Source organism: Oceanisphaera marina (assembly GCF_014643915.1).
GTDB lineage: Bacteria > Pseudomonadota > Gammaproteobacteria > Enterobacterales > Aeromonadaceae > Oceanimonas > Oceanimonas marina.
In genome coordinates, this window is the sequence record NZ_BMKE01000002.1 from 39,307 (window position 1) to 64,834 (window position 25,528).

The following is a 25,528-nucleotide window of genomic DNA, read 5'->3' on the forward strand; positions in this document are numbered from 1 at the left end:
GACAAACAGCACAGCCCTTTACCTGCCCTGCCGGTCTGGTTGCTGTGCTTACAGAGCCCCTCGGTATATTGTTGCGTTTTATAGCCCAATACCTGGCCCCTGATATTCACCAAAATAACAGCAAAACAGGTTTAGCTCGATTAGGTTAAGCTTTCGAGTCTGCGCCGTCCTCTTCACTATTCAACCTTCACTGCTTACCGTTTGTTTTATTTTTTTCTTCACAATCCGCTGCTTACCCCTTTTCATCTTGTTCACAAAGTCTCATCATGGACGCTATCACTAGTCTTTACTGGCCAGTGGCTCCCAAATGGCGTTATTGCTGCGGTGCGGGCGTTGAGTATGCCCCGCAGAGTGCTTGCCGTTCGGTGACTGCCCAGGCTGGAGCTTATTCCGAGGCCGTTTGCACCCATGTATTCCCTAGATAAATCACACAAGCTGGACAACGTCTGTTATGACATCCGCGGTCCGGTTCACAAAGAAGCCCGCCGCCTGGAAGACGAAGGCCACCGCATTCTCAAGCTCAATATTGGCAACCCGGCCAGCTTCGGCTTTGATGCGCCTGAAGAGCTGCTCAAAGATGCCATAGTGAACATGCCCACCAGCCAGGGATACTGTGAGTCCAAGGGGCTGTTCTCGGCCCGCAAGGCCATCATGCAGTATTACCAGCAGAAGGGCCTGCGCACTACGGATCTGGAAGATATCTACATTGGTAATGGTGTGTCTGAGCTGATCGTGATGGCGATGCAGGCTCTGCTCAACAACGGCGACGAAATTCTGGTGCCGTCACCGGATTACCCGTTATGGACGGCTGCCGTGACGCTGTCGGGCGGCAAGGCGGTGCATTACCGGTGTGACGAGCAGGCAGACTGGTATCCGGATCTGGATGATATCAAGTCCAAAATCAGCCCTCGCACCAAGGGCATAGTGCTGATCAACCCCAATAACCCTACCGGTGCAGTATATGGCAGCGAGTTCTTGCTCGAGGTCATTGAAATTGCGCGGCAAAACAAGCTGATTATCTTTGCCGACGAAATCTACGACAAGATACTGTATGACGATGTGGCCCACCATTCGGTCTGCACCCTGTGCGACGATGTACTGGTAGCCACCTTTAACGGTCTGTCCAAGAGTTATAGAGCTGCGGGCTTTCGCCAGGGCTGGATGATGATCAGCGGGCCCAAACACCAGGCCCGGGGATATATCGAAGGGCTGGAAATGCTGTCGTCCATGCGACTGTGCGCCAACGTGCCCATGCAGCATTGCATTCAGGCGGCGCTGGGTGGATATCAAAGCATTAACGAGCTGGTGTTGCCCGGTGGCCGATTGCGCCAGCAGCGGGATCTGGCCTGGCAGCTGCTGAACGATATTCCCGGCGTGTCGTGTGTTAAACCCAAAGGCGCCATTTATCTGTTCCCGCGTCTGGACCCCAAAGTGTACAACATCAAAGACGACCAGAAGATGGTGTACGATCTATTGCTGCAAGAGAAAATGCTGATCGTACAAGGCACAGGTTTTAACTGGCCGACGCCGGATCACTTCCGTCTGGTCACCCTGCCAAGGGTGGAAGAGCTGGAAGATGCCATCGGCCGTCTGGCACGCTTCCTCAAGCATTACAGACAGTAAAACGGTGACTGGGGAGCAGGGATTAGGGACTCGATAATCCCTATTCCCTACTCCCTATTCCCTATTCCCCAGTCTCGGCTCTTACAGCAAGGGGCTCAACAGGTAGAAGAGGTTTTCCAGCACCCGCTGGCGTACCGGGCGCTGTCGCCATTCCAGCCACGAAATCGGCTTGGCATCACTCAAATAACCATCGGCCAGTTGCAATAATTCTCCCATGGCCTGACCATCGTCAATCAGCAGCGTCATCTCAAAATTCAACCACAGGCTGCGTTTGTCCAGGTTAACCGTCCCCACCAGTGCAAACTGATGATCGACCAGCACGCACTTGGTGTGCAGCAGTCCACCACCGTACAGATGAATTTCTACCCCCGCGTGCAGCAGTTCATCAAAAAAGGCATTACAGGCATAGTTGACCATGCGCGAGTCATTTTTCGCCGGCAATACCAGTTGTATCTCAACGCCCCGATCCGCTGCCGAGCACAGCGCCGCTACCAGCGGATCGTCGGGCACGAAATAAGGCGTAATCAATACCAACCGGCGCCGGGCCTGATAAATGGCGGTCAACAGACTCTGCTGAATGGCATCGCCGCCCATAAAGGGGCCCGAAGGTAATAATTGCAGCTTAAGCTGATTATCGAGACAGCTGATGGGGTGATATTCAAGCTGCTCCAGCAAACGCTCTCCGGTTTCCATTTCCCAATCCCAGACAAACAACGACCAGAAAATCGGCACTATGGGGCCGCGAATCCGCAGCATTATGTCTACCCACTGCCCCACTCCGGCGTTTTGCTTGAAGCAGGCCGGATCGACCAGATTCATGGAGCCGGTATAGGCAACGTCATCATCGATCACCACCAGCTTGCGGTGCATTCGCAAATCCTGACGCTCGAATAATATGCGAAACGCCCCCACCGGCAGCACTTCTATCACTTTGACGCCCGCTTCTCGCAGCCGCATTGGCCAATGGCTGCGAAAGAAATCGGCGCTGCCGACCGAGTCCAGCAACACCCGACAATCCACGCCGCGCCGTGCCGCCGCCATCAAGTCAAAGGCGATATCATCGGCTCGTCCGCCGGCATACCAGATATAAAATTCCAGATAACACGAGCTGCGCGCCGCGCGAATATCCTCTTGCAGCGCCGCCAGAATCTCATCTGGATGCTGCAACAGGCTCATACCATTACCGCTCAGCATCGGCATATTAAGCCGTGCCTTTACCAATTCATAAATAGGCCGGGCCGGTTCACTGACTTCAAACTGCTGGCCAGGAAAGCGCGCGACCAGTACATTGATCCAGTCGGCGTAAGGTCGATACATGGCCTTGGCTCTATCGGCCCGCTTACGACCCAATCGAATCTCACCAAACAAAATATAGGTCGCCACGCCGACGATGGGAATGGCATAAATCAGCGCCAGCCAGGCCAGAGAAACGCCCACCGGGCGACGTTTCATGATAACCCTGAAGGTTACCCCCAGCACCAGACTGGCGTGAATGGCAAATAACAGCCAACCGAGCAGTGTAGAAAGATAATCACTCAAAAATGCCTTGCTCCTCTAAAGCGGGACGGTGCAGACTAGACCCTAGATAAGGTACATAAAATTGATGAATGGATACAGGCCGATGAAAATTATAATGTTTTTAATCGCGTTTAGCATGAGCGTGCAGGCAACGGCACAAAGCCTGACCCTGACCGAACAGCAACTCAATCAGGAACTTGGCCAGCAGCTGGGCAAGGAGTTCCCTCTTGGTCTGGGCCAGTGGCTGTCGGCGGCAGTACAAATGCAGGATGTAAAAGTAGAGCTGGGTCGCCAGACCCCAGACAAAGCCAGAGTACTGGGCCAGGCCTTGATTTCCGTTAATCAGGGGCAGCAACGTTACCATTGGGACATTACGGGCGACTTCAGCGCCCGTCCTCGCTATGACGGCGAACAGGGAGCCTTGTTTCTCGACGAATTTGAACTGTTGAACTACAGCCTCAATGAAGCACAAAGCTCACCACAAGCGCGCTTCATGCTCCCCATTCTGCTGCAGGCACTCACCGGCTATTTGTCGCAATATCCGGTTTACACTCTGGATGAAAAAGATCCCTTGCAGCGCCAGCTTAAAGACAAGGTGGTGAGCCTGGACATAGCGCCAGGGCAAATATCACTGCGCGGCATAGAGTAATAACGCGTAATGGGGACGCGGACGGCAAAACAGCCTGAAGCACAGCTGCTGGTTCAGTGTTTTTCCCTTCACGCTTTCCCCTCTTGCCACAAGTGCGCTTGCAACTCACTGGCCTTCATCGGCGGCGCCAACAGTCGCCCTTGAACCCCATAACAGGCATATTGACGCAAAAACTGCCACTGCTCTTCGGTTTCAACGCCGCAGGCCACCACCTTGATATTCAGCGCTTCAGACAATAATAACAGCGCTCGCACAACAGACTGCTCGAACAAGCCGCCTTGTCCACCTAACAGGCTGCGATCCAGTTTGATGCCGTCGATAGGCAGTTGATTGAACTTGCTGAAATTGAAGCGTCCCGTCCCCACATTGTTCAGATAGATTTTAACTCCCGCCTCTCTTAGCTTGCCCAGTATCTCGCTGAGTGATTCGCTACGACGCATTAAATAGTCACTACACAGTTCCAGTATGAAGTCGCTCGGGTCCACGCCTTGTTGCTGCAACAAGGCTAATAACGGCTCTACCCTCAGCTGCTCCAGCTCCAATCCGCTGAGATTAATGCTGATACATCCCTGCCAGTGCCAGTGTTGCTGCCACTCACGCAATTGCCGCGCCGCTTCAATAAATACCCATTCAGCCAAATGATATAAAGCGCCTGCCGCACTGGCCGCCGACAGAAACTGATCCGGGTACAAGATGCCCAGCTCGGGATGTTGCCAGCGCAATAAGGCCTCGACGCTCAGCAGCTGTTTACCACCGGTTGCCAACACCGGTTGGTATTGTAGAAAAAGCTGATGTTCTTCAATGGCCTGATTGAAGTCTGCCGTTAATCGTTGCTGGGTTTGCAACTCGGCATACTGCACCTGATCGAACAGGCAGATTTTATTGCGACTGTAGCGTTTGGCCTGATACATGGCGGTGTCGGCATAACGCAGCAGACTTTCAATGTCTTCACCGTGCTCGGGATAAAAACTGATGCCGATACTGGCACCCACACTCAACTCGTAACTGCCGATCTGCACCGGAATTTTAAGCTGGGTCAGCAAGTGTTCGGCCTTGTCCAGCAAGCTGTCATGGGTCATGACGCCTCGCCAAATCATCACAAACTCATCGCCCCCGATACGTGCGACCAGCTCATTGGCATCGACCTGAGATGTTAGCCGCATAGCCAACTCTTTAAGTACCCTATCCCCCACGCCATGGCCGAAGTTGTCGTTGATAGGCTTGAAGCGGTCCAGGTCGATAAACAGCAACGCCAGTTGCTCGTTTTTTGCCAATGCCGGCTTTAATTTACCAAACCAGCTTAATAGAAAAGAACGATTGGCGGTGCCGGTCAGTGCATCGTGGTGGGCAAGAAAACTGAGTCGCTCCTGCGACTGTCGCAGCTGGCTGACGTCGTCCAGAATTCCTATGATGTTAGTCACCCTGTTCTGACTGTCTTTAACCAGATACAGCATCAGGCAGTGAGTAACCCGTTTTCCCTTGCGGTTATGATGTTGTACTTCACCCTGCCAGCTTTCTTGCTGCTGCAATCGCTGCCAAATATCCCGGTAGTAGCGCCGCCGGTGCAGGTCACCATTGATATTGGTGATATGTTGATCGCAAATCTGAGACTCATCGAGTTCGCTGAGAGCACAAAACGCCGGATTGACCTCCAGCACACGCCCGCGGGCATCCATAACCACTATACCTTCCCGGGTATGACGCATGATCTGCCGTATCAGGTTGAGTGAAGTGGCAGCAAGTTCCCTGAGACTATCGCTACTGGTCTGATGCCAGGAGGTAGGCACAGTCCATAACAAGTCAGTGTGATCCATATCCCTGATCTACTCGTTAAATGAATGATATCCGCGTGTTTCGTTCATGTTTATGGGTGTTATTGTGCGACCGTTTTCGCCGTATGCATTTCAAGCTGAGTTATAATATAGGCACAAGTAGAAAATAAAAAGCCCACATCACTGTGGGCTTTTTCATAATTAGATGCAAGTTGCAATTTTAACCGAGATTTTTCCGTGCATTACGGAAAATACGCATCCAGCCGCCGTCTTCACCCCAGCCGTCGGGGTGCCAGGAGTTGGCCACGGTGCGGAACACCCGCTCCGGGTGCGGCATCATGATGGTGACGCGTCCATCCTGGCTGCTCAGGCCGGTAATGCCGTTTGCCGAACCATTGGGGTTGAACGGATAACGCTCGGTTGCCTGACCGTGATGATCCACAAACCGCAGCGCTACTGTGCCACTGGCTTCAATGGCCTTGATATCCGCATTCAGGGTTTGCACCTGACCTTCGCCGTGAGAAACCGCAATCGGCAGACGAGAGCCAGCCATACCGGACAAGAACAGGCTGGGTGACTCCTGAACTTCTACCAGACTGAAACGGGCTTCAAAACGTTCGGAGCGGTTACGCACAAAGTTTGGCCAGTGTGCGGCACCCGGGATCAGGTCGCGCAGTTGCGACAGCATCTGGCAGCCATTACACACGCCAAGGGCAAAGCTGTCTTCCCGGGCAAAGAAGGCTTCAAACTGAGCCCGCAATGCCTCGTTGAACAGTACCGACTTGGCCCAGCCACCGCCGGCACCCAATACGTCCCCGTACGAGAAGCCACCACAGGCAACCATGCCGGCGAACTCGTCCAACCGATAACGGCCGCTTTGCAGATCGCTCATGTGTACGTCTACCGCCGCAAAACCGGCGCGGTCGAAAGCGGCCGCCATTTCTACATGGGAGTTAACGCCCTGCTCGCGCAGAATGGCCATGCGAGGATGCTCACCCTTGGCAATAAAGGGAGCGGCAATGTCTTCTTTGGGGTTGAAGCTGAGATCAACCGATAATCCGGGGTTGTTCGCTTCCAGCTTGGCCGCATATTCGGCCTCGGCACACTCGGGATTATCGCGCAGTGCCTGCATCTGGTAGCTGGTTTCAGACCACAAACGACGCAGCTCGGTACGAGATTCTGTGTACACCTCTTCGCCGGCAAAGAACAGGCGCAGTTGATCGTCCTGGTTTGGCTTGCCAATCACATGGCTGCAGGCCGACAGACCATGTCCCGCCAGACAGGTGAGCACCGCCTCTTTGTCTTCCTGGCGTACCTGCAGTACCGCACCCAGCTCTTCATTGAACAACACTGCCAGATGGTCGGCACCCAGCAGGTCGAGCTCGATATCCAGACCGGTATTGCCGGCAAACGCCATTTCCGCCAGGGTAGTGAACAAGCCACCATCGCCCTTGTCGTGATAGGCCAGCAATTTCTTGTCGGCTACCAGGGTCTGCATGGCATAGAAGAAATTCTTCAGCTGGGCTGGGTTGTCCAGATCGGCAGGCGTGTCACCCAGCTGGCGATATACCTGAGCCAGGGCAGAAGCACCGAGGCGATTTTTGCCATTGCCCAGATCCACCAGAATCAGGTTGGTGTCGCCCTGATCACAACGCAACCAGGGGGTTACGGTATCGCGAACATCTTCGACGCGGGCAAAGGCGGTGATCACCAATGACAGCGGTGCTGTCACGGCTTTATCTTCACCGTTTTCCTGCCAGCTGGTTTTCATCGACATCGAGTCTTTGCCCACCGGTATGGTCAGCTCCAGCTCGGGGCACAGCTCTTCGCCTACCGCCTTGACCGCTTCATACAGGCCGGCATCTTCGCCAGGGTGACCCGCAGCGGCCATCCAGTTGGCAGACAGCTTGATGTGCTTGAGTTCGCCAATGTGGGTACCGGCAATATTGGTAATGGCTTCGGCGACCGCCAGGCGTGCCGAGGCGGCATAATCCAGCAGTGCGACGGGCGTACGCTCGCCCATCGACATGGCCTCACCGGCGTAGCTGTCGAACGCGGCGGCGGTCACGGCACAGTCGGCAACCGGCACCTGCCAGGGGCCAACCATTTGATCCCGAGCTACCAGACCGGTCACGGTTCTGTCGCCTATGGTGATCAGGAAGCCTTTATCGGCCACAGTGGGCAGCGTCATCACGCGCTCGGCGGCATCTTTCAGATCGATACCATCCAGATTCAGTGCCGGACTTTGATGCTGCGACGTTGTGGCATCGCGCTGCATTTTCGGCGCCTTGCCCAGCAGCACTTCCAGCGGCATATCGATGGGTTGATTGTCGAAGTGGCTGTCGTTCAGGCTCAGATGCGGTTCGGCGGTGGCTTCACCGATAACGGCAAACGGTGCACGCTCCCGACGACAAATAGCTTCAAACTCCGCCAGGCGATCGTTGGCAACCGACATAACATAGCGTTCTTGCGACTCGTTACACCAGATTTGCAGCGGGCTCATGCCCGGCTCATCGTTGGGAATGTCGCGCAGATTGAAGCGGCCGCCTCGGCCACCGTCGCTCACCAGCTCCGGCATGGCGTTGGACAAGCCGCCCGCGCCCACATCGTGGATAAACTGGATAGGATTGTGGTCACCCATGGCCCAGCAGCGATCGATCACTTCCTGACAGCGACGCTCCATTTCCGGGTTGTCACGCTGTACCGAGGCAAAGTCCAGATCTTCGCTGGACTGACCCGAGGTCATGCTGGAAGCAGCACCGCCCCCCAGGCCGATGTTCATCGCCGGCCCGCCCAGTACAATCAGCTTGGCACCCACGGTAATCTCGCCTTTTTGCACGTGCTCGCCACGAATATTGCCCAGGCCACCAGCCAGCATGATGGGCTTGTGATAACCGCGTACTTCCTCGCCGTTAAAGCTGGAGACTTTCTCTTCAAAGGTGCGGAAATAACCCAGCAGAGCCGGACGACCAAATTCGTTGTTGAAGGCAGCGCCACCCAGAGGGCCATCGATCATGATGTCCAGGGCGCTGACGATACGTTCTGGCTTGCCGAAGTCATGTTCCCAGGGGCGCGGATACGCCGGAATTTTCAGGTTGGATACGCTGAAGCCGACCAGACCGGCTTTGGGCTTGGAGCCCCGTCCGGTGGCGCCTTCATCACGTATTTCGCCGCCGGAGCCGGTGGCGGCACCGGCGTAGGGTGAAATGGCAGTCGGATGGTTGTGGGTTTCCACCTTCATCAAGATATGAATATCTTCTTGATGGTAACGATATTCACCGGACTCGGGGCTGGCAAAGAAGCGCCCTGCGGCCGAGCCACTCATGACCGCTGCGTTGTCTTTATAGGCAGACAACACATGTTCCGGCACCTGTTCATGGGTGTTCTTGATCATCTTGAACAGCGACTTGCCCTGCTCTACCCCGTCTATGGTCCAGTCGGCATTGAAAATCTTGTGGCGACAATGCTCGGAGTTGGCCTGGGCGAACATATAGAGTTCGATGTCGTTGGGGTTACGACCCAACCCGGTAAATCCGTCATACAGATAATCAATTTCATCATCTGCCAGTGCCAGACCCAGGCGTTGGTTCGCCTCGGCGAGGGCCTCACGGCCTCCGGCCAGAATATCCACGGCGGTGACCGGCGCCGGCTCGGCTTCGGCAAACAGGCAGCTGGCGTCTTCTAGTTCGCCGAGCGTTATTTCAGTCATGCGATCGAACAGCATGGCCTTGATGGCATCAAGCTCGCTATCGGTTGGGGTGCGCTCGAAGCTCAAGTAGTAGCTAATGCCACGTTCGATGCGTTTTACCTGACTCAAGCCACAGTTGCGTGCTATATCCGTGGCCTTGGTTGACCAGGGCGACAGCGTACCCGGGCGCGGCGTAACCAGCACCAGCAGGCTGTCTTGAGGGGGCGTAATGCCCTGAACCGGGCTGTCGAGCAACTGGCTTAAAACATGTTTTCCATCGGCCTCGAGGTTGGCGTTCAGGGCGACAAAATGTACGTATTCGGTTGCAACGGCTACCAGCGGCAGATTCTGTTGCTGGGCCTGGCGAACCAGAGCCTGGGTTCTGAAACCAGATAAGGCGGGTGAGCCTCTCAGTATTTCCATAGTGGCAATTCTCAAAGCGTGAGTGAATGGGGGGTTGAGAAGTTGGCGGTATTATAGGTTTCCCCCTCTGCTCTGTCGACGCCCATTTAAATTAGCCATGGATACAGTGTCATTAGGGATTAGGGATTAGGGATTAGGGATTAGGGATTGTGATGTACGCCTGGCTGACGAATCCTTCTACATCTGTTATAAAACGGCGATGATATGAAATGAGGATCCGCTTTTGCGCCTGGTTATACTGCTACTCAAGCCTTTGTTGTTAATAAGCCTGCTGTCTGTCAGCGGCTGTGAATTTGACACAGAGCAACCAACCCGCATTGAGCAGATCAAAGCCGGCGGCGTGTTGCGCGTAGGTACCCTGTTTCACCCGCTCTATTATTTTTTGCGCGATGGTCAGGAAGAAGGGCTGGATTATGAACTGGCGCGCCAGTTTGCCGACTCGCTTGATGTAGAGCTGAACATGGTGCCCGCCTACAGTTTAAACGAGCTGTTCGCTCTACTGGATACCGGCAAGGTGGATATGCTGGCGGCCGGCATGACCAGTACCGAACAACGGCGACAACAGTATCGCTTTGGCCCGGGTTATTATCATATTGAACAAACACTGGTGTATCGCAAGGGAGCCACTCGCCCCAAAGGCCCTACGGACATAACGGGAAACCTGTGGGTACTTGCCGGCTCCAGTCAGGCCGAATGGCTGTATCAACTGCAGCAGGAGCTACCGGAATTGCACTGGGAAGCGCGCAGCGATACCGATGCGGAAGACTTGTTACGCCAGGTAGCAGAAGGCGAAGCCGATTACACTTTGGTGTCAGACATTCTACTGGCCAGAACCCAGCGTTATTATCCCAATATTGAAGCCGCGTTTACCCTGGGCGATCCACAACCCGTCGCCTGGATGCTGGCCAAAAATAACGATGATACCGTGCTGGCCAGCATGCTGGACTTTTTCAACCAACAATATGACAACGGTAACCTGGCCCGTTTGCATGAAAAGTATTTTGGCCATGTACAAAGCTTTGACTATGTTGATACCCGTACCTTTTTACAACGCATAGAGAAGGTACTACCACAATACCAACCGCTGTTTGAACGCCATGCGGGCGAGCTGGACTGGCGGCTGCTGGCGGCGGTCAGTTATCAGGAGTCACACTGGGATCCCCAAGCCCAGTCTTATACCGGAGTTCGCGGCATGATGATGTTGACCGAAGATACCGCCGCCCAGGTTGGGGTAAAGAACCGCCTGGATCCGGAGCAAAGCATTCGCGGTGGGGCTCAGTATCTGGCGTCGCTTATGGAGCGCCTGCCCGACACCATACCCGATGACGAACGCATCTGGTTTGCACTGGCAGCCTACAATATTGGCCTGGGTCATATGCTGGATGTACGCCGCCTGACCAAACTGCGCCAGCAAGATCCCAACTCCTGGGCCCAGGTGAAGGCCAATTTACCGCTGTTGCATCAGCCTCAATGGTACAAGCAAACCCGCTATGGTTACGCCAGAGGCCGCGAGACCCGGCAATTCGTCAATAACATTCGTCAGTATTATCAAAGCCTGTTATGGCGAGACAATACGTATACGGATACCGGCCTGGCCGCCCAGCATGAGAGCCAGTCGACAGATTCGGGCATTTAACACAAATGTCACTTTACCCGGGTCGCACAAGCTGATATTTACTGCGTCATCGCTGCTTTTTGCGGCCCAGACATCACCCTAGTGACAAAGGTACTTAATATGTTGAAACGAAGACGCACTTTATTAAAACAGCGCAAGGCCTCGGCCTGGTCTCCGCGCCGTAAAATTCTGATGCAGGATGTACGTCGTAAAATACTGCGCCGTAACAATGCGTATTTTTTGGCAGAACAGGCCACACTCGAACAGGCAAGCTAACATCGCCATAACCAAATCAGCAGCCCAAACCTGCCTTTTAAACGGCAATCGATTACGCGCTCAAGAAGGTACTTGACGCTATTATCCGGCAACAAGCACCTTGTACCCGTACAGAAACATTACCGTATAGTAATTACCCCGCACTTGGCGTTGTGACTCACCTTGTGCGATACACTGCCCATCATGAGTCCCGCCAGGTTACCCAAACCGCGACATCCCATGACGATAACATCCACACCGAGCCTTTCGGCCTGGTGAATAATACTACGGGCCGGCTCACCCTGAGCAATATGAGTGTGAACCTGGCTGACTCCCAACTCGCGCGCTTCAAGCTCGGCCCGAGCCAGTATTTTCTGGCCGGTGGTTTCCAGCTCTTTGCGGCTATCTTCAACGGCCACGGCTCCTATTCCCCAAATTAACGTTGCTTCGTGGGGTAAAGCTTCGGGCACATGCACCAGATGTACCTCGGCATCATCTTGCCGAGCCAGGTGACATGCCAGTATCAGCGCTTTTTTACCCTGCTTGGAACCATCGACCGCAACCAGTAGCGACTTGTACATACTCCCTCCATGTTCACAGTATTGCAGTGCACAGCGCACCGCCTCTGTTATCCATATTAGTCTATTAAGCCGGGTAGGCTTCGGGCAGCCAGGCATGGGAAAAATGAAATAAAAAACGCCGGCTGGGCCGGCGTTTGAAGGTATTACTTTTTCTTGTTGAAGCGCATCATACGCTTGCGCTTGCGCATCTGCGTTTCTGTCAGCTTGTTCTTGATGCCTTCATACGGGTTATCCCCTTCGTTGAACTCCACACGAATGGGCGTTCCCATTATTTTCAGAGCACGGCGGAAATAGTTGATCAGGTACCGCTTATAGGATTCAGGCAAGTCTTTCACCTGATTACCATGCACTATGATCCGCGGCGGATTATAGCCACCCGCATGGGCATACTTCAGCTTGACCCGGCGGCCCCGTACCAGAGGCGGCTGGTGATCGTCCTGAGCCATCATCATGATTCGGGTCAGCATGGAGGTATTTACCCGCTTGGTGGCCGACTCGTAAGCCTCGGTGACCGAGCCAAACAGATTGCCTACGCCACTGCCATGCAAAGCGGAAATAAAGTGCAGACGTGCAAAGTCGATAAAGCCCAAACGACGATCCAGCTCGCGCTTGATGTCATCTTTAACATCTTCGTTCAGGCCGTCCCACTTGTTGACGGCCAGCACGATACTGCGCCCCGCATTCAGCACGAAGCCCAGCAGACTCAGATCCTGGTCGGAAATCCCTTCCCGGGCATCCAGCACCAGTACCACGACGTTGGCGTCTTCGATGGCTTTCAGGGTTTTGATAACCGAAAACTTTTCAACGGTTTCATGTACCCGGCCACGGCGGCGTACACCGGCGGTATCAATCAGGATATAGTCCTGTTCGTCGCGGCGCATGGGAATATAAATGGAATCGCGGGTGGTACCCGGCATGTCGTACACCACCACCCTGTCTTCACCCAGAATACGGTTGGTCAGCGTGGATTTACCTACGTTGGGCCGCCCGACAATCGCCAGCTTAATCGGCAAGTCCTTGAACTGCTGAGCGTCTTCTTCGTCAGCCTGATCCATGGCTTCAAGAGCGTCTTGCAGTTGATCCCCATCCAGATGATCAAAATCAAACTCATCCGAATCAGGGTCTTCGCCTAAAGCAGCCTCTGCATCGGCAGCCAGTTTTTCCTGCTCGGCGGCCTGCTCAGCAAGCTGAGGTGCCAGTGCGGTTTCCAGCAGGCTGAGTACGCCCCGACCATGGGTGGCGGCAATGGGATATACCTCACCCAGTCCCAGCTGATAAAACTCGCTGACTGCCGAGTCGGGATCGATGCCGTCGGTTTTGTTCACCACCAGTAAGGTATCTTTCTGGCAACGGCGCAAGTGGGCAGCAATGGCTTCATCGGCCGAGCTTAAACCGGCTCTGCCGTCTACCATAAACAGCACCACATCGGCTTCGTCGATGGCCGCCAGTGATTGCGCCGCCATTTTCAGCTCTATGCCTTCTTCGGTGCCATCGATACCGCCGGTGTCGACCACGATGAATTCCAGCTCGCCAATTTTGGCCTGGCCATATTTACGATCCCGGGTCAGGCCGGGAAAGTTGGCAACCAGGGCATCTCGGGTTCGGGTCAAGCGGTTGAATAGTGTGGATTTGCCCACATTGGGGCGGCCCACCAGAGCCACTACTGGCATCATAAAATCAGTCTCCAAAAAACAATAACGGCTCCTGATCGTGGATCAGGAGCCGGTGGTGTACTTATGCCGGGATCAAGGCTGGCCTATGGCCACCAGATCGCCGCTACGGCTTTGCACATAAAGCGTATCGTCAACCACCAAAGGCGCTATATACAGCCCTTTGCTGTCGATGCGCTGCATGGATTCAAGTACGCCGCTCTGGCGGTTGAACCAATACAGGTACCCCTGTGCATCACCTGCCACCAGATAATCACCGAACACCGCCGACGCGGTTAGCTGACGATTTTCCAGCTCGGTATTCGACCATACTTCCATACCACTGCGTGCATCCACCGCAAACAGATGGCTGCGGCTATCGCTGATATAGAGCAGGCGTCCGTCGGTACTCAGATCCTGAGAGCCCTGGTACTGGCGCTTCCACAATTCTTGCCCCGAAATCAACTGATGAGCAGTTAGCTGACCATTATAAGCGATAGTGAAGAGAATATCGCCCAAAATCACCGGTTTGGCGGCCACATCCACCATGCGCTCCAGCTCGGTAGCCCCACGCGGGTTGGCAATACGAGTGTCACGCACCGGCTGGCCATTTTCCAGAAGCGCCACTCCCAGGCGCCCATCGGCCCGGCCATACAGCACGGCTCCACCTACGGTAACCGGCGTGGCCATGCTGCGCAGCGTCAGGCTGGGCTGCTCGTTACGCAGCTGCCACTGCTGCTCGCCGCTGGTGGCATCCAGAGCAACCAGGTTACCGGCGCTGGTATGTACCACAACCTTGCCTTCATCGACGGCAGGGGCAGCCAGCACTTCACCGGGGACTTCCCTGGTCCACAGCAGCTCACCGTCCGACTGGGAAACCGCATACACAATGCCGTTTTCGGATCCGAAATACAGGTTGCCGTAAGCTGCGGTCAAGCCACCGGAAATACGGGGGCTGCGCTGATTGTCATTGATATCCAGTTTATCCAGGCGCTGATCCCACTGACGCTTGCCGCTAATACGATCATAGGCGGCCAGCACACCGTCGCGGGATGCGGCAAAAATACGCTCGCCATCCACAACCGGAGCCAGCTGAGAGTAGAAGTCACCCACGCCATTGCCCACCGAAGTCGACCAGCGTTCTTTGGTGTTCAGTGTATTGTCTACATCAGGCAGCGGGCTCACCTGTATCACATCTTGCTGGCTGGAGCAGGCCCCCAGGCCCAGGGCCAATACCAGGGGTAATAACGTCCATTGTTTGCGCATACTCATGCCTCCTTGCCCACGTCGGTGGTAATGGCCATATTGTCCAGTTTCAGTCGCAGGCTGGGGTTATCGGTCAAGCCACCCGCATCTCGGGCGGCACGATAGGCGTCTTTCGCATCATCCTGCTTGTCTTGGGCCATATACAAATCACCCTGTATTTCGCTGCGCTGGGCGGCAAAGGCATCGGCACTGATATTGTTCAAGTGAGTTTGCGCTTCGTCGAATTTGTCTTGCGCCAGCAACACCCGGGCCAGGCGCAGGCGAATAGTATCGCTCAGCGCCATGTCTTGGGTACCATCAAGTGCCAGCTCCAGTTGCTGTTGCGCCAGAGGGAGCTGGTTGGCTTTTACCGCTTCGCCCGCCAACAGTAATGCAGCCAGCTCACCGTAATTATTGCCTTTGTTCTGCTCAACGAAAGCGGCGGCTTCATCAAAGGCCTCGGGCCCCTGGTTCGCCAGCCTGGTACGAATTTCAACAAAACTATCGGCACCGGCGGCGCGGGTCTCTATCTGATGATTCTGGTAATAACGCCAGCCAAACAAGCCCCCCAGGCCGATCACGGCTCCCAGCAGGATCGACTTGCCATACTCGGACCACCACCGCTTGAGGGTTTCCAGTTGCTGTTCTTCCGTGCTATTAAAGTCCACTCAGATCACCTTTCAGCTGTTCAATCATGTCATTAACCGCCAGGGTCTGTTGTTCGCCCTGACCACGTAAATACTTAACCGTCACTTCGCCGCGCGCGACTTCGTCTTCACCCAAAATCAGCGCTATGCCGGCGCCGCTCTTGTCTGCCCGCTTCAACTGCTTCTTGAAGTTGCCGCCGCCACAATGACTCATGACTCTCAGACCAGTGACCTGATCACGCAGCTGCTCGGCAAGGGCAAACCCGGCCACCAGGCTGGCGTCGCCCATCATGGCAATGTACACATCCGCCAATGCGGGCTGTGTTTCTACCAAATTCAGGGTTTCCAGCAGCAACACCAGTCGCTCCATGCCCATGGCAAATCCGACGGCAGGCGTGGCCTGGCCACCCAGTTGTTCAACCAGACCGTCGTAACGACCGCCGCCACACACGGTTCCCTGAGCGCCCAGACTCTCGGTGACCCACTCGAAAACCGTCAGGTTGTAGTAATCCAGACCGCGTACCAGGCGTGGATTGACTTCAAAGGCAATACCTGCGGCGCTCAGCAAGGCGGTCAGACCGGCAAAGTGCGCCTGGGTCTGTTCGCCAAAGTAATCGCTCAGTATTGGAGCATCTTGCAGCAACGCCTGTACCTGCGGGTTTTTACTGTCGAGTACACGCAGGGGGTTGGTATACAGGCGACGCTGGCTGTCTTCATCCAGCTGATCGTGATACTGCTCCAGATAGGCAATCAAAGCCTGGCGATACTCGGCGCGTTCTGCTGGCTGGCCCAGGCTGTTAAGCTGCAAGGTAAGATGTTCACTCACCCCCAGCTGCTTCCACAGCCGTGCAGTCAGCATGATCAGCTCGGCGTCGATGTCCGGTCCCTGCAGGCCAAATACTTCTACACCAAACTGATGAAACTGGCGATAACGCCCTTTTTGCGGACGTTCGTAACGAAACATGGGACCCATGTACCACATGCGGCGTTCCTGGTTATACAGCAGGCCATGTTCGATACCGGCACGCACACAACCCGCTGTGCCTTCGGGGCGCAGGGTCATGCTGTCGCCATTGCGGTCGTCAAAGGTATACATTTCCTTTTCAACCACATCGGTCACTTCACCGATGGCACGCTTGAACAGGCCGGTGGTTTCCATGATGGGCATCCGTATTTCGGCATAGCCATAGCTGCGCATCAAATCACGTAGTACCGCTTCTGCTTTTTGCCAGGCGGGCGTTTGTTCCGGCTGGCAGTCGTTCATTCCACGAATTGCTTGAATCTGTTTGGCCACGAAAATATCTCTATGTTTACGGCTTGAATGGGGTGAAACAGGCGCCTTGCCTGCTGGGAGCGGTCTCGCCTTGATTCAATCTTTATCTTGTACCGGAATACGGCCCTTGGGATCCATCATGGCTACCTTGGCGCGAATGCGACTTTCCAGGGCATCAACCAGCGTCAGGTTATCCAGCCGCCCCACGCGCTCGCCACCGTCATACAGGGCACTCTTGCGCTGGGCACCGGCTAATCCCAGATCGGAAATCAATGCCTCGCCCGGGCCATTCACCACACAGCCGATAATGGATACGTCCATGGGGACGACTATGTCTTCCAACCGGCTTTCCAGTTCATTGACCGTATTGATCACATCAAATTCCTGACGCGAGCAGGACGGACAGGCAATAAAGTTGATGCCGCGGGAGCGAATGCGCAACGACTTGAGAATATCGAAGCCCACCTTGATTTCTTCCACCGGATCGGCAGCCAGCGAAATACGCAGAGTGTCACCAATGCCTTCGGCCAGCAGCATCCCCAGACCAATGGCCGATTTAACGGCACCGGCGCGAAAGCCGCCTGCTTCGGTAATCCCCAGATGCAGAGGCTGTTCAATCTGGCGAGCCAGCTCACGATAAGCACCGACCGCCAGAAAAACATCGGAAGCCTTGACGCTGACCTTGAACTGGTCAAAGTTAAGCCGGTCAAGAATATCGACGTGACGCAAGGCCGACTCCACCAGAGCAGCCGGCGTGGGTTCACCGTATTTCTCCTGCAGATCTTTTTCCAGCGAGCCGCCATTAACACCAATGCGAATCGGAATGCCCTTGTCACGAGCACAATCCACCACGGCGCGCACTCTGTCTTCCCGGCCTATATTGCCCGGATTGATACGCAGACAATCGGCGCCGTATTCGGCCACCTGCAAGGCAATACGATAATCAAAGTGAATGTCGGCGATCAGCGGCATGCTGGTACCGGCGCGAATAAGCTTGAAGGCTTCCGCCGCTTCCATGGTAGGAACCGAGATCCGTACTATGTCGGCGCCCACTTTTTCTACCGCGCGGATCTGGGCCAGCGTCGCCTCGACATCGGTCGTCAGCGTATTGGTCATGGTCTGCACGCTGATGGGGGCATCGCCTCCCACCAGCACGGAACCAACACGGATTTGCTTGGATTGACGACGAACGATGGGAGAGTCATGTAAGGACATTGTGTACTCTTGCTTTAATCAGGATTTTGGAACTGTCAGTCGGGCTGCCCGACCGGCGCTAAAGGAGGATAAATCCACCTTTTGGTTCATATATTCAACGTTGGCGGCACCCGGTACCCCCAACACCAGGCGAAACGGAGGCTCACCCTCGAGAGACAGCGATTGCTGGGCTTTCTTTACGCCTTCGCTGAGCACCTGTCCACGACTGTCGGTGACTTTAATCCAGCAATCATCGGTAAAGCTCATGGTCAGCAAACGCGGGTTGGCAACAGGCTCGGGAGCCGGTTCGGGCTCAGGCTCGGCGGCCGGTTCGGTAGCGTCGATGTCAGCCGATGCAACATTGGCATCATCTTCAACAGTTGGGGTGGGAGTCGCTTCTACTGGCACCAGCGCGTCGGAAGGCGGATTCAATGGCGGTAATGGCTCAGGTTGAGCAAGCGTGTCTTCGACCGGTGCCGTTTGCTCGCTGATGGGCGCCAGGTCACGTCCCATTTGCTGGGCACCACCATCTTGCCACCACCAATATACCAGGGAGGTGACCAGCCCCAGAAACACCAGCCAACTGGTGCGTTTAAGCCATTTGTCGCTTGCTTGTTGTCGGGTCTTCTTGGAAAAGCTTTTCATTGGCGCATCAGCCGCAACTTGTTCACGGCTCATGGCATCAAATGCGGCCAGCGCTTGAGGTTCAGAGACACCCACCACCTTGGCGTAGGCTTTAACGTAGCCTCGTAAAAAGGTCAGTGCGACCCCCGCCTTGTGCTGATCGTTGTCGATAGCCTCGATCACGGCCATTCGCAGATTGAGTCTGCGGGCCACTTCGGCCTGGGTCCAGCCTTTGGCCTCACGGGCTTCACGCAATAAGGCACCGGGACCAGGCCCTGGCGTCGCTACGGGGTCAGCCTGGTTTTCAGCCTGGGGCTGTGAGTCTGTTTCATTTATAGTCATTTAATAACAATCGCCTAGCCTGTCTGAATCTGGAAATAAGCGTATCGGCTTAACACTGGTCCTGATCTCACGACCCTGTGCTGGTGCCATACGCGCTGTTAACCATAAACCGTGTGGGCTGGGTGTTTGCCACTCTTGATCATGGCCAGAAACACCAGCGCAGCCGCGTCATTCCCTGTCCTTCGCAGGACCGCAAAGCCCAGCCGCACTTTGCGGTGTGGCCTGCCAGCTTAACATATCCAAGTGGCACCGCCGCCTTCTTAAACCTGACCCTCGTTTTAGTGAAACGTTCCCGTTACCACATAAAAAGGCCGTTTTCGTTTAATCAACGGCAATCATTCATTAACGGCCCGTACTCTTTATGCCTTTATCCATGAACGCTTAAACCATTGTGACGGATATACTTTGCTCCTGCATCCGTTTTTTCATGGTGCGCTTGGTACGGTCGATCACATCGCCCACCAACTGACCACAGGCAGCGTCGATATCATCACCCCGGGTTTTACGAATGGTGACCGTATTGCCATATTGCATCAATACCTTGTTGAAGCGATCGATGCGGCTGTTGCTCGGCTTCTCATAATCGTTGCCCGGAAAGGGATTGAACGGGATCAGGTTGATCTTGCAGGGCAGGTCTTTCAATAACTCGGCCAGCTCGTGAGCATGCTGCATGTCGTCGTTCACATGATCGAGCAACACATATTCTATGGTCACCTTGCCGTGGTTGGCATTGGACTTGGAAATATAGTTGCGCACGCTTTCGAGCAGGGTGGCAATGTTGTACTTGTCGTTGATCGGCATGATCTCGGAGCGCAGCTTGTCATTTGGCGCATGCAGCGATACCGCCAGCGCCACGTCGATCATGTCGCCCATTTTGTCCAGTGCCGGCACCACACCGGAAGTCGACAAAGTAACGCGACGTTTCGACAAGCCAAAACCGTAATCTTCCAGCATCAGACGCATGGCAGGCACCACGTTGTTGAGATTGAGCAAGGGCTCACCCATGCCCATCATCACCACGTTGGTAATGGGCTTGCGGCCCGAATCGCGCACAAAGCCCACCCGGCTGGCCGCTCGCCATACCTGACCGATAATTTCCGATACCTTGAGGTTGCGGTTAAAGCCCTGCTGCGCCGTTGAGCAGAATTTACAGTCCAGCGCACAGCCTACCTGAGACGACACACACAAGGTGGCACGGTCGCCATCGGGAATATAAACGGTTTCGACTTCCTGGCCTCCCACCTGCATCGCCCATTTGATGGTGCCATCGGCGGAGATTTTCTCGACGCTGATCTCGGGGGCGCGAATTTCCGCCTTTTGCAGCAGCTTGGCACGCAACACCTTGTTGATGTTGGTCATCTGTTCAAAGTCGTCACAACCGAAGTGATAGATCCATTTCATCACCTGATCGGCACGGAACGGTTTTTCGCCCATCTCATTAAAGAAGGCTCGCATGCCGTCACGATCCAGATCCAGCAGGTTTACTTTAGTTTCACTCATTTCGGTTGCCTCACGCTTACTGACCAGAGCCCACAAGGGCGCGAAATTGTACAGAATTTAGCATCGGCTTGCCAGTAATACTATGAAAGGCCGCAGGAATCGGCCAAGCATGGTCTGTCAGTCTAAACGCAAGCATAGCTTCGTATGGCAACTGCGGTACACCAACCGATGTCAACACAACATCTCATCCTTGTCTGGCGAGCCAGCCACAAAAAAGCCGCCTGTTTCAGGCGGCTTTAATTGAGTGACACAAGCGTTTTACTAGTGGTCGGTCACCGGCTTGTGAGTTGCAGAGGTGCCAGGCCCGACGCTCTTTCCTGCTTCAGTCACTTCACCTTCTACGGCAATCTCGTTGCCTTCCACATCAAACAGCTTGCCATCGGTGAAATAATCACCTTCGGCCAGTGTTTCAATGGCTTCGGCGCGCACCATACGGTCGGTACCGGCAGCAAATACCGATTGCTGATCCGAGTTACCCAGCGTCATGTGGTTAAACAGCAGGTTCAACAGTATGGCCATGATAGCGGTAGAGCTGATGCCGGAATGGAAGATGGTGGCGAACCAGTCCGGGAAATCATGGTAGAAAGACGGTGCTGCGATGGGCAGCATGCCAAAACCAATGGAAGTGGCCACAATAATCAGGTTCATGTTGTTGTGATAGTTCACCTTGGCCAGGGTACGAATACCACTGGCGGCAACGGTACCAAACAACACTATGCCCGCCCCGCCCAGTACCGCAGTCGGCACGGTGGCAATCACGCGGCCCATAATCGGCAGCAAGCCCAGCGTCACCAGGATCAACCCCGCAAAAGACACCACGAAGCGGCTCTTGACGCCGGTGACGGCAACCAGGCCCACGTTTTGCGCGAAGGCACTTTGAGTAAAGGAACCAAACAAGGGGGCGACGGCACTGGAAATCATGTCGGCACGCAGGCCATCACCCAGACGACGAGAGTCGACCTTGGTGTCTATGATGTCACCTACCGCAAGAATATCTGCCGAGGTTTCTACCAGAATCACCAGTACCACGATGAACATGGAGATAATAGCGGCCAGCTCGAATACCGGTGCGCCAAAATGGAACGGGGTTGGGAAAGCAAACAGTGGACCTTCCATTACCCGGGAAAAATCAACCAGGCCCATGCCCCACGCCGCCAGAGTACCCAGCACCATGGCCAGCAAAATCGACAATCGGCTGATGGCCGCATTACCCAGCTTGCTTAACAGCAATACCAAAGCCAGCGTCAAACCCGCCAGGCCTACGTTGGTCATGCTGCCAAAATCTTCGGCTCGGCTGTTGCCACCCATGGCCCAGCGTGCCGCAACCGGCATCAGGGTCAGACCTATGGTGGTAATCACGGCACCGGTCACCAGTGGCGGAAAGAATTTAATGATTTTGGAAAACACCGGCGTAATCAAAAAGCCGAGAATCGAAGCGGCAATAACGGCACCGAACACCGATGGCAAACCACCGCCGGAGGTCACGATCGCCACTATGGTTGCCACACTGGCAAAGGATACCCCTTGCACCAGCGGCAACTGACAACCAAAAAAGGGCACACCCAGAGTTTGTAACAGAGTGGCCAAACCACCGATGAACAAGGAGGCAGCAATCAACATGCCTATTTCTGCCGAACTCAGGCCTGCGGCCTGTCCTACAATCAGCGGCACGGCAATAATGCCGCCGTACATGGTAAGAACGTGTTGAAAACCGTAGGCGATGTTAGCTCCAACGCCCAGGTTTTCATCTTCTGGGCGAGCCGGCTTGGTGCCGACCTTTGATTTTGTAGTCATTTCTTTGCTCCCTGCGTATTTATATTGTGTATACGATAACCACAACATCATCATGATTTATGTAAAAATAAATGTAAACAACTTTTACATAGATCGCATACACAATTAACAGAAGCTGGAAAAAACGCCGCCCCGTCACTATCCCGTCATACCGGACTTGCTCCGGTATCTGGGTTTTGTCTGTTGATGACTCCCCCCAAAAGCGAGCTCCTGACGTGCGTCAGGTCGTCATGCCCGCCCTTACAGCCCCATGGCATATTTCATGACGCGTTTCTTTAGCGGGCCGCTGTGCTCGGCGGCTTTCAAGCCCAGGTTACGCAGCACCTTGAGCGGCAAAAAGTCATTGCTAAAGGTGTGATAACACGCATCCATGGCCGACTGCATCAGCAGATTGTCGGGCCGACGACTGCGTTGGTAACGGGCCAGGCGCTCGGGAGCGGCAAAATCCAGCCTGGCCTCAAGTCCCTGACGGATAAGTTCGTTTAAACGAGCTACATCCTTGAACCCCAGATTAACGCCCTGCCCCGCCAGTGGATTAATGGTGTGAGCCGCATCGCCAAGCAATACCACAACTCCTTTGACGTACTGATTGGCATGGCGACGACGCAAGGGAAAACTACCTTTGTTCAACACCAACAGCTTGCTCATACGCGGAGGAAAATGTGCCTTAACCTGTTCAGCCAGTGCCGCATTATCCAGCTTGCTCAACGCTGCTATGCGCGCCTTTTGGTCATACCACACCAGGCAGCCCTGCCGCGGCCCCATGGGTAAAAACGCCCGCGGGCCGCTGGGGGTAAATTGCTGCCAGGTGGTATCCGACTCCAGGCTGTCGGCTTCTATGCCAATCAACATGCAATGCTGGGCGTAGTCCCAGGCCGTAACCCCGATACCGGCCAGCTGACGCGTTAATGACTCGGCGCCATCGCAGGCCAACACCAGTCTGGCTGCCACTTGCTGGCCTCCGGTCAGGGTAAGCTGGGCTCCAGTACCGGTTTGCTGCAGGGCAAGCAGGCCATTGGGGCAGTCAAGCTGCACATTCGACCACTGCGCCAGCGCCTGCCACAGTCCGGATTGAATAATGCGGTTTTCAATCATGTACCCCAGATATTCACATCCCAGTTCTTCGGCATTGAATTGGGTATGAAAGCCTTGCCATTCACAGGCTTCCAGGCGTTGGTAGGGCCAGGCCCGCATGGCCAAAATATGCGGCCAGGCACCGGCTTGTTGCAACATCTCCACCGAGGTGGCACTTAATGCCGACACGCGCAAATCGGGTGCCTGCTCGGCGGCAAACGCTTCGGGCGCTTTGGCTTCTATTACCCTGATACTCAGGCCCGTTGGCGCCAACAAGGCGGCGGCAAGGGCACCGACCATGCCGCCGCCCACAATAGCAATATCACAATGTTCCATATGCTAACCTCGTGCTAACCTCGCGATTTTTCAACCATTCTACCGTAAAAGGCGCAGAATTTCGGCGAGAATATGCGGTTGTTTCCGCCAATAGCCGCCTGGATATTATCTGGCCACTGGCGCTTTAAGAGAGTAGAATCTCCGGCCTGATCCCATGTCCCTTACCGTCATTAATATGCCTTATTAATGCGGCCGTTATTCAAAGAGTGCCATGAGCAAAAAACTTCATATTAAAACCTGGGGCTGTCAGATGAATGAATACGATTCATCCAAGATGGCCGATCTGCTGGACGCCACCCATGGCTACGAGCTGACCGATGAACCCGAGCACGCCGACGTACTGCTGCTCAATACCTGTTCTATTCGCGAAAAAGCGCAAGAGAAGGTGTTTCATCAACTGGGGCGCTGGCGCCCCCTTAAAGTGGCCAACCCGAAACTGGTGATTGGTGTAGGTGGTTGCGTGGCGTCTCAGGAAGGCGATGCCATTCGTGCTCGCGCGCCTTACGTCGACCTGGTGTTTGGTCCCCAGACACTGCACCGCCTGCCCGCCATGATCAAATCGGTGCTGGAAGGCAACGGCGCTCAGGTTGATGTCGCCTTTCCCGAAATTGAAAAATTCGACAGCCTGCCCGAGCCTCGTGCCGACGGCGTAACCGCCTTCGTCTCCATTATGGAAGGCTGCTCCAAATACTGCTCTTTTTGCGTGGTGCCTTATACCCGTGGCGAAGAAGTCAGCCGCCCGATGGATGACGTCTTGTACGAGATTGCCCAGCTGGCCGACCAGGGTGTGCGTGAAGTCAACCTGTTAGGGCAGAACGTGAACGGCTATCGCGGTGAAACCCACGATGGCGAGATTTGCAGTTTTGCCGAGCTGTTGCGCTTGGTCGCCTCCATAGACGGTATCGATCGCATCCGCTATACCACCAGTCACCCGATTGAGTTTACCGACGATATTATCGAGGTGTATAAAGACACGCCCGAGCTGGTGAGCTTTCTGCATCTGCCGGTACAAAGCGGCTCGGACCGTATTCTGACCTTGATGAAGCGCCCGCACACGGCACTGGAATACAAGTCGAAAATCCGCAAGCTGCGCCTGGCCCGTCCGGACATCACCATCAGTTCCGACTTCATCATCGGTTTTCCCGGTGAAGATGAAGACGACTTTGCGCGCACCATGAAGCTGATTGAAGATGTGGGTTTCGACATGAGCTTCAGCTTTATTTTCAGCGCCCGCCCCGGTACTCCGGCCGCCGATTTGCCGGATGATGTGCCGCTGGATGAGAAAAAAGACCGCCTCTATCGCCTGCAAACCCTGATCAACAATCAGGCCCAGCAGATCAGCCGCCAGATGATGGGCACCACCCAGCGTATTCTGGTAGAAGGCCCGTCAAAGTTGAATCCGATGGAACTGCGCGGCCGTACCGAAAATAACCGCGTAGTAAACTTTGAAGGCCCGCACTCACTGATTGGTGGCTTTGCCGACGTGGAAATCATCGAAGCCAGACCCAACAGTCTGCGTGGCAAATTCCTTCGCGGTGAAGATGAAATGGGGCTGCGGGTACAGGTGTCGCCCAAGAGTATTCTGGTTCGTCGCCCCGATGGTGTCGCCGACGAAACGGGCGTGGCCACCTTTACCCCTTAATTGCCGGGAGTTGGGATTGGGGAGCAGGGACTGGAAAGTCCTCTCTAATCCCACATCCCCCTTCCCTAATCCCTAATCCCCTAT

General features: G+C 54.9%; 18 protein-coding genes. 5 read left to right on the plus strand and 13 right to left on the minus strand.

Translation table 11 applies throughout. From position 1 onward, the window contains the following. Positions 1 to 408: 408 nt before the first annotated feature. Positions 409 to 1,623 (plus strand): pyridoxal phosphate-dependent aminotransferase, encoded by a 1,215-nt coding sequence (locus tag IEW52_RS01510; protein ID WP_188628309.1) that lies wholly within the window; start codon positions 409 to 411, stop codon positions 1,621 to 1,623. Positions 1,624 to 1,704: 81 nt separating this feature from the next. On the opposite strand, the gene cls is transcribed toward IEW52_RS01510, so the two are convergent. After that, positions 1,705 to 3,162, minus strand: coding sequence for a cardiolipin synthase (cls, locus tag IEW52_RS01515; RefSeq protein WP_188628310.1), 1,458 nt, complete (start codon positions 3,160 to 3,162; stop codon positions 1,705 to 1,707). A gap of 82 nt (positions 3,163 to 3,244) precedes the next feature. On the opposite strand from cls, the gene IEW52_RS01520 reads away from it, so the two are divergent. Continuing rightward, the gene (locus IEW52_RS01520; RefSeq protein WP_188628311.1) at positions 3,245 to 3,790 is read left to right on the plus strand and encodes a YceB family lipoprotein; all 546 of its coding nucleotides are present in this window, start codon (positions 3,245 to 3,247) and stop codon (positions 3,788 to 3,790) included. Between the two features lie 68 nt (positions 3,791 to 3,858). On the opposite strand, the gene IEW52_RS01525 is transcribed toward IEW52_RS01520, so the two are convergent. After that, positions 3,859 to 5,604: a putative bifunctional diguanylate cyclase/phosphodiesterase gene (locus IEW52_RS01525; protein ID WP_188628312.1), complete on the minus strand. Its 1,746-nt coding sequence runs from the start codon at positions 5,602 to 5,604 to the stop codon at positions 3,859 to 3,861. Between the two features lie 178 nt (positions 5,605 to 5,782). Further along, the gene (gene purL, locus IEW52_RS01530; protein WP_188628313.1) at positions 5,783 to 9,673 is read right to left on the minus strand and encodes a phosphoribosylformylglycinamidine synthase; all 3,891 of its coding nucleotides are present in this window, start codon (positions 9,671 to 9,673) and stop codon (positions 5,783 to 5,785) included. 223 nt (positions 9,674 to 9,896) lie between these two features. Between purL and mltF the strand changes: the two genes are divergently transcribed. Together mltF and IEW52_RS01540 are read left to right on the plus strand one after the other, a co-directional pair. Further along, positions 9,897 to 11,309 carry a membrane-bound lytic murein transglycosylase MltF gene (gene mltF / locus IEW52_RS01535; RefSeq protein ID WP_188628314.1) on the plus strand — a complete coding sequence of 471 codons (1,413 nt, stop codon included), beginning with the start codon at positions 9,897 to 9,899 and terminating at the stop codon, positions 11,307 to 11,309. 99 nt (positions 11,310 to 11,408) lie between these two features. Next, entirely contained in the window at positions 11,409 to 11,564 is a 156-nt protein-coding gene (locus tag IEW52_RS01540) for a hypothetical protein (protein WP_188628315.1), read from the plus strand. 119 nt (positions 11,565 to 11,683) lie between these two features. Here the strand turns inward: IEW52_RS01540 and IEW52_RS01545 are convergent, their stop codons facing one another. The 10 genes from IEW52_RS01545 to IEW52_RS01590 all read right to left on the minus strand — a co-directional run bounded on the left by IEW52_RS01545 (position 11,684) and on the right by IEW52_RS01590 (position 23,802). Further along, positions 11,684 to 12,124, minus strand: coding sequence for a universal stress protein (locus IEW52_RS01545; RefSeq protein ID WP_188628316.1), 441 nt, complete (start codon positions 12,122 to 12,124; stop codon positions 11,684 to 11,686). Between the two features lie 143 nt (positions 12,125 to 12,267). Then, on the minus strand, positions 12,268 to 13,797 hold the full coding sequence (gene der / locus IEW52_RS01550) for a ribosome biogenesis GTPase Der (protein ID WP_188628317.1): 1,530 nt from the start codon (positions 13,795 to 13,797) through the stop codon (positions 12,268 to 12,270). A 72-nt stretch (positions 13,798 to 13,869) separates the two neighbouring features. Then, the gene (gene bamB / locus IEW52_RS01555) at positions 13,870 to 15,039 is read right to left on the minus strand and encodes an outer membrane protein assembly factor BamB (RefSeq protein ID WP_188628318.1); all 1,170 of its coding nucleotides are present in this window, start codon (positions 15,037 to 15,039) and stop codon (positions 13,870 to 13,872) included. A 2-nt stretch (positions 15,040 to 15,041) separates the two neighbouring features. Beyond that, complete coding sequence (locus tag IEW52_RS01560) at positions 15,042 to 15,686, minus strand: YfgM family protein (RefSeq protein ID WP_188628319.1); 645 nt, start codon at positions 15,684 to 15,686, stop codon at positions 15,042 to 15,044. Beyond that, positions 15,676 to 16,959, minus strand: coding sequence for a histidine--tRNA ligase (hisS, locus tag IEW52_RS01565; protein ID WP_188628320.1), 1,284 nt, complete (start codon positions 16,957 to 16,959; stop codon positions 15,676 to 15,678). Before hisS ends, IEW52_RS01560 begins: the two co-directional genes overlap by 11 nt. A 75-nt stretch (positions 16,960 to 17,034) precedes the next feature. Then, positions 17,035 to 18,153, minus strand: coding sequence for a flavodoxin-dependent (E)-4-hydroxy-3-methylbut-2-enyl-diphosphate synthase (gene ispG / locus IEW52_RS01570; protein ID WP_188628321.1), 1,119 nt, complete (start codon positions 18,151 to 18,153; stop codon positions 17,035 to 17,037). Positions 18,154 to 18,171: 18 nt separating this feature from the next. Next, the gene (locus IEW52_RS01575) at positions 18,172 to 19,098 is read right to left on the minus strand and encodes a RodZ domain-containing protein (RefSeq protein WP_188628322.1); all 927 of its coding nucleotides are present in this window, start codon (positions 19,096 to 19,098) and stop codon (positions 18,172 to 18,174) included. A gap of 381 nt (positions 19,099 to 19,479) precedes the next feature. Next, positions 19,480 to 20,598, minus strand: coding sequence for a dual-specificity RNA methyltransferase RlmN (gene rlmN / locus IEW52_RS01580; protein WP_188628323.1), 1,119 nt, complete (start codon positions 20,596 to 20,598; stop codon positions 19,480 to 19,482). A gap of 261 nt (positions 20,599 to 20,859) precedes the next feature. Next, complete coding sequence (locus IEW52_RS01585; protein WP_188628324.1) at positions 20,860 to 22,392, minus strand: nucleobase:cation symporter-2 family protein; 1,533 nt, start codon at positions 22,390 to 22,392, stop codon at positions 20,860 to 20,862. A gap of 240 nt (positions 22,393 to 22,632) precedes the next feature. Continuing rightward, complete coding sequence (locus IEW52_RS01590; protein ID WP_188628325.1) at positions 22,633 to 23,802, minus strand: FAD-dependent monooxygenase; 1,170 nt, start codon at positions 23,800 to 23,802, stop codon at positions 22,633 to 22,635. A gap of 211 nt (positions 23,803 to 24,013) precedes the next feature. Here IEW52_RS01590 and miaB point away from each other — a divergent pair, with 211 nt between their 5' ends. Further along, complete coding sequence (gene miaB, locus IEW52_RS01595) at positions 24,014 to 25,444, plus strand: tRNA (N6-isopentenyl adenosine(37)-C2)-methylthiotransferase MiaB (RefSeq protein ID WP_188628326.1); 1,431 nt, start codon at positions 24,014 to 24,016, stop codon at positions 25,442 to 25,444. Positions 25,445 to 25,528: the final 84 nt, after the last annotated feature.

Bases quoted from the DNA above. Each gene is read 5' to 3' on its own strand.
- IEW52_RS01510 (WP_188628309.1), top strand. From the start codon at position 409: ATGTATTCCCTAGATAAATCACACAAGCTGGACAACGTCTGTTATGAC.
- IEW52_RS01520 (WP_188628311.1), top strand. From the start codon at position 3,245: ATGAAAATTATAATGTTTTTAATCGCGTTTAGCATGAGCGTGCAGGCA.
- IEW52_RS01525 (WP_188628312.1), bottom strand. From the start codon at position 5,604: ATGGATCACACTGACTTGTTATGGACTGTGCCTACCTCCTGGCATCAG.
- purL (WP_188628313.1), bottom strand. From the start codon at position 9,673: ATGGAAATACTGAGAGGCTCACCCGCCTTATCTGGTTTCAGAACCCAG.
- IEW52_RS01540 (WP_188628315.1), top strand. From the start codon at position 11,409: ATGTTGAAACGAAGACGCACTTTATTAAAACAGCGCAAGGCCTCGGCC.
- IEW52_RS01545 (WP_188628316.1), bottom strand. From the start codon at position 12,124: ATGTACAAGTCGCTACTGGTTGCGGTCGATGGTTCCAAGCAGGGTAAA.
- der (WP_188628317.1), bottom strand. From the start codon at position 13,797: ATGATGCCAGTAGTGGCTCTGGTGGGCCGCCCCAATGTGGGCAAATCC.
- bamB (WP_188628318.1), bottom strand. From the start codon at position 15,039: ATGCGCAAACAATGGACGTTATTACCCCTGGTATTGGCCCTGGGCCTG.
- ispG (WP_188628321.1), bottom strand. From the start codon at position 18,153: ATGTCCTTACATGACTCTCCCATCGTTCGTCGTCAATCCAAGCAAATC.
- IEW52_RS01575 (WP_188628322.1), bottom strand. From the start codon at position 19,098: ATGACTATAAATGAAACAGACTCACAGCCCCAGGCTGAAAACCAGGCT.
- rlmN (WP_188628323.1), bottom strand. From the start codon at position 20,598: ATGAGTGAAACTAAAGTAAACCTGCTGGATCTGGATCGTGACGGCATG.
- IEW52_RS01585 (WP_188628324.1), bottom strand. From the start codon at position 22,392: ATGACTACAAAATCAAAGGTCGGCACCAAGCCGGCTCGCCCAGAAGAT.
- IEW52_RS01590 (WP_188628325.1), bottom strand. From the start codon at position 23,802: ATGGAACATTGTGATATTGCTATTGTGGGCGGCGGCATGGTCGGTGCC.
- miaB (WP_188628326.1), top strand. From the start codon at position 24,014: ATGAGCAAAAAACTTCATATTAAAACCTGGGGCTGTCAGATGAATGAA.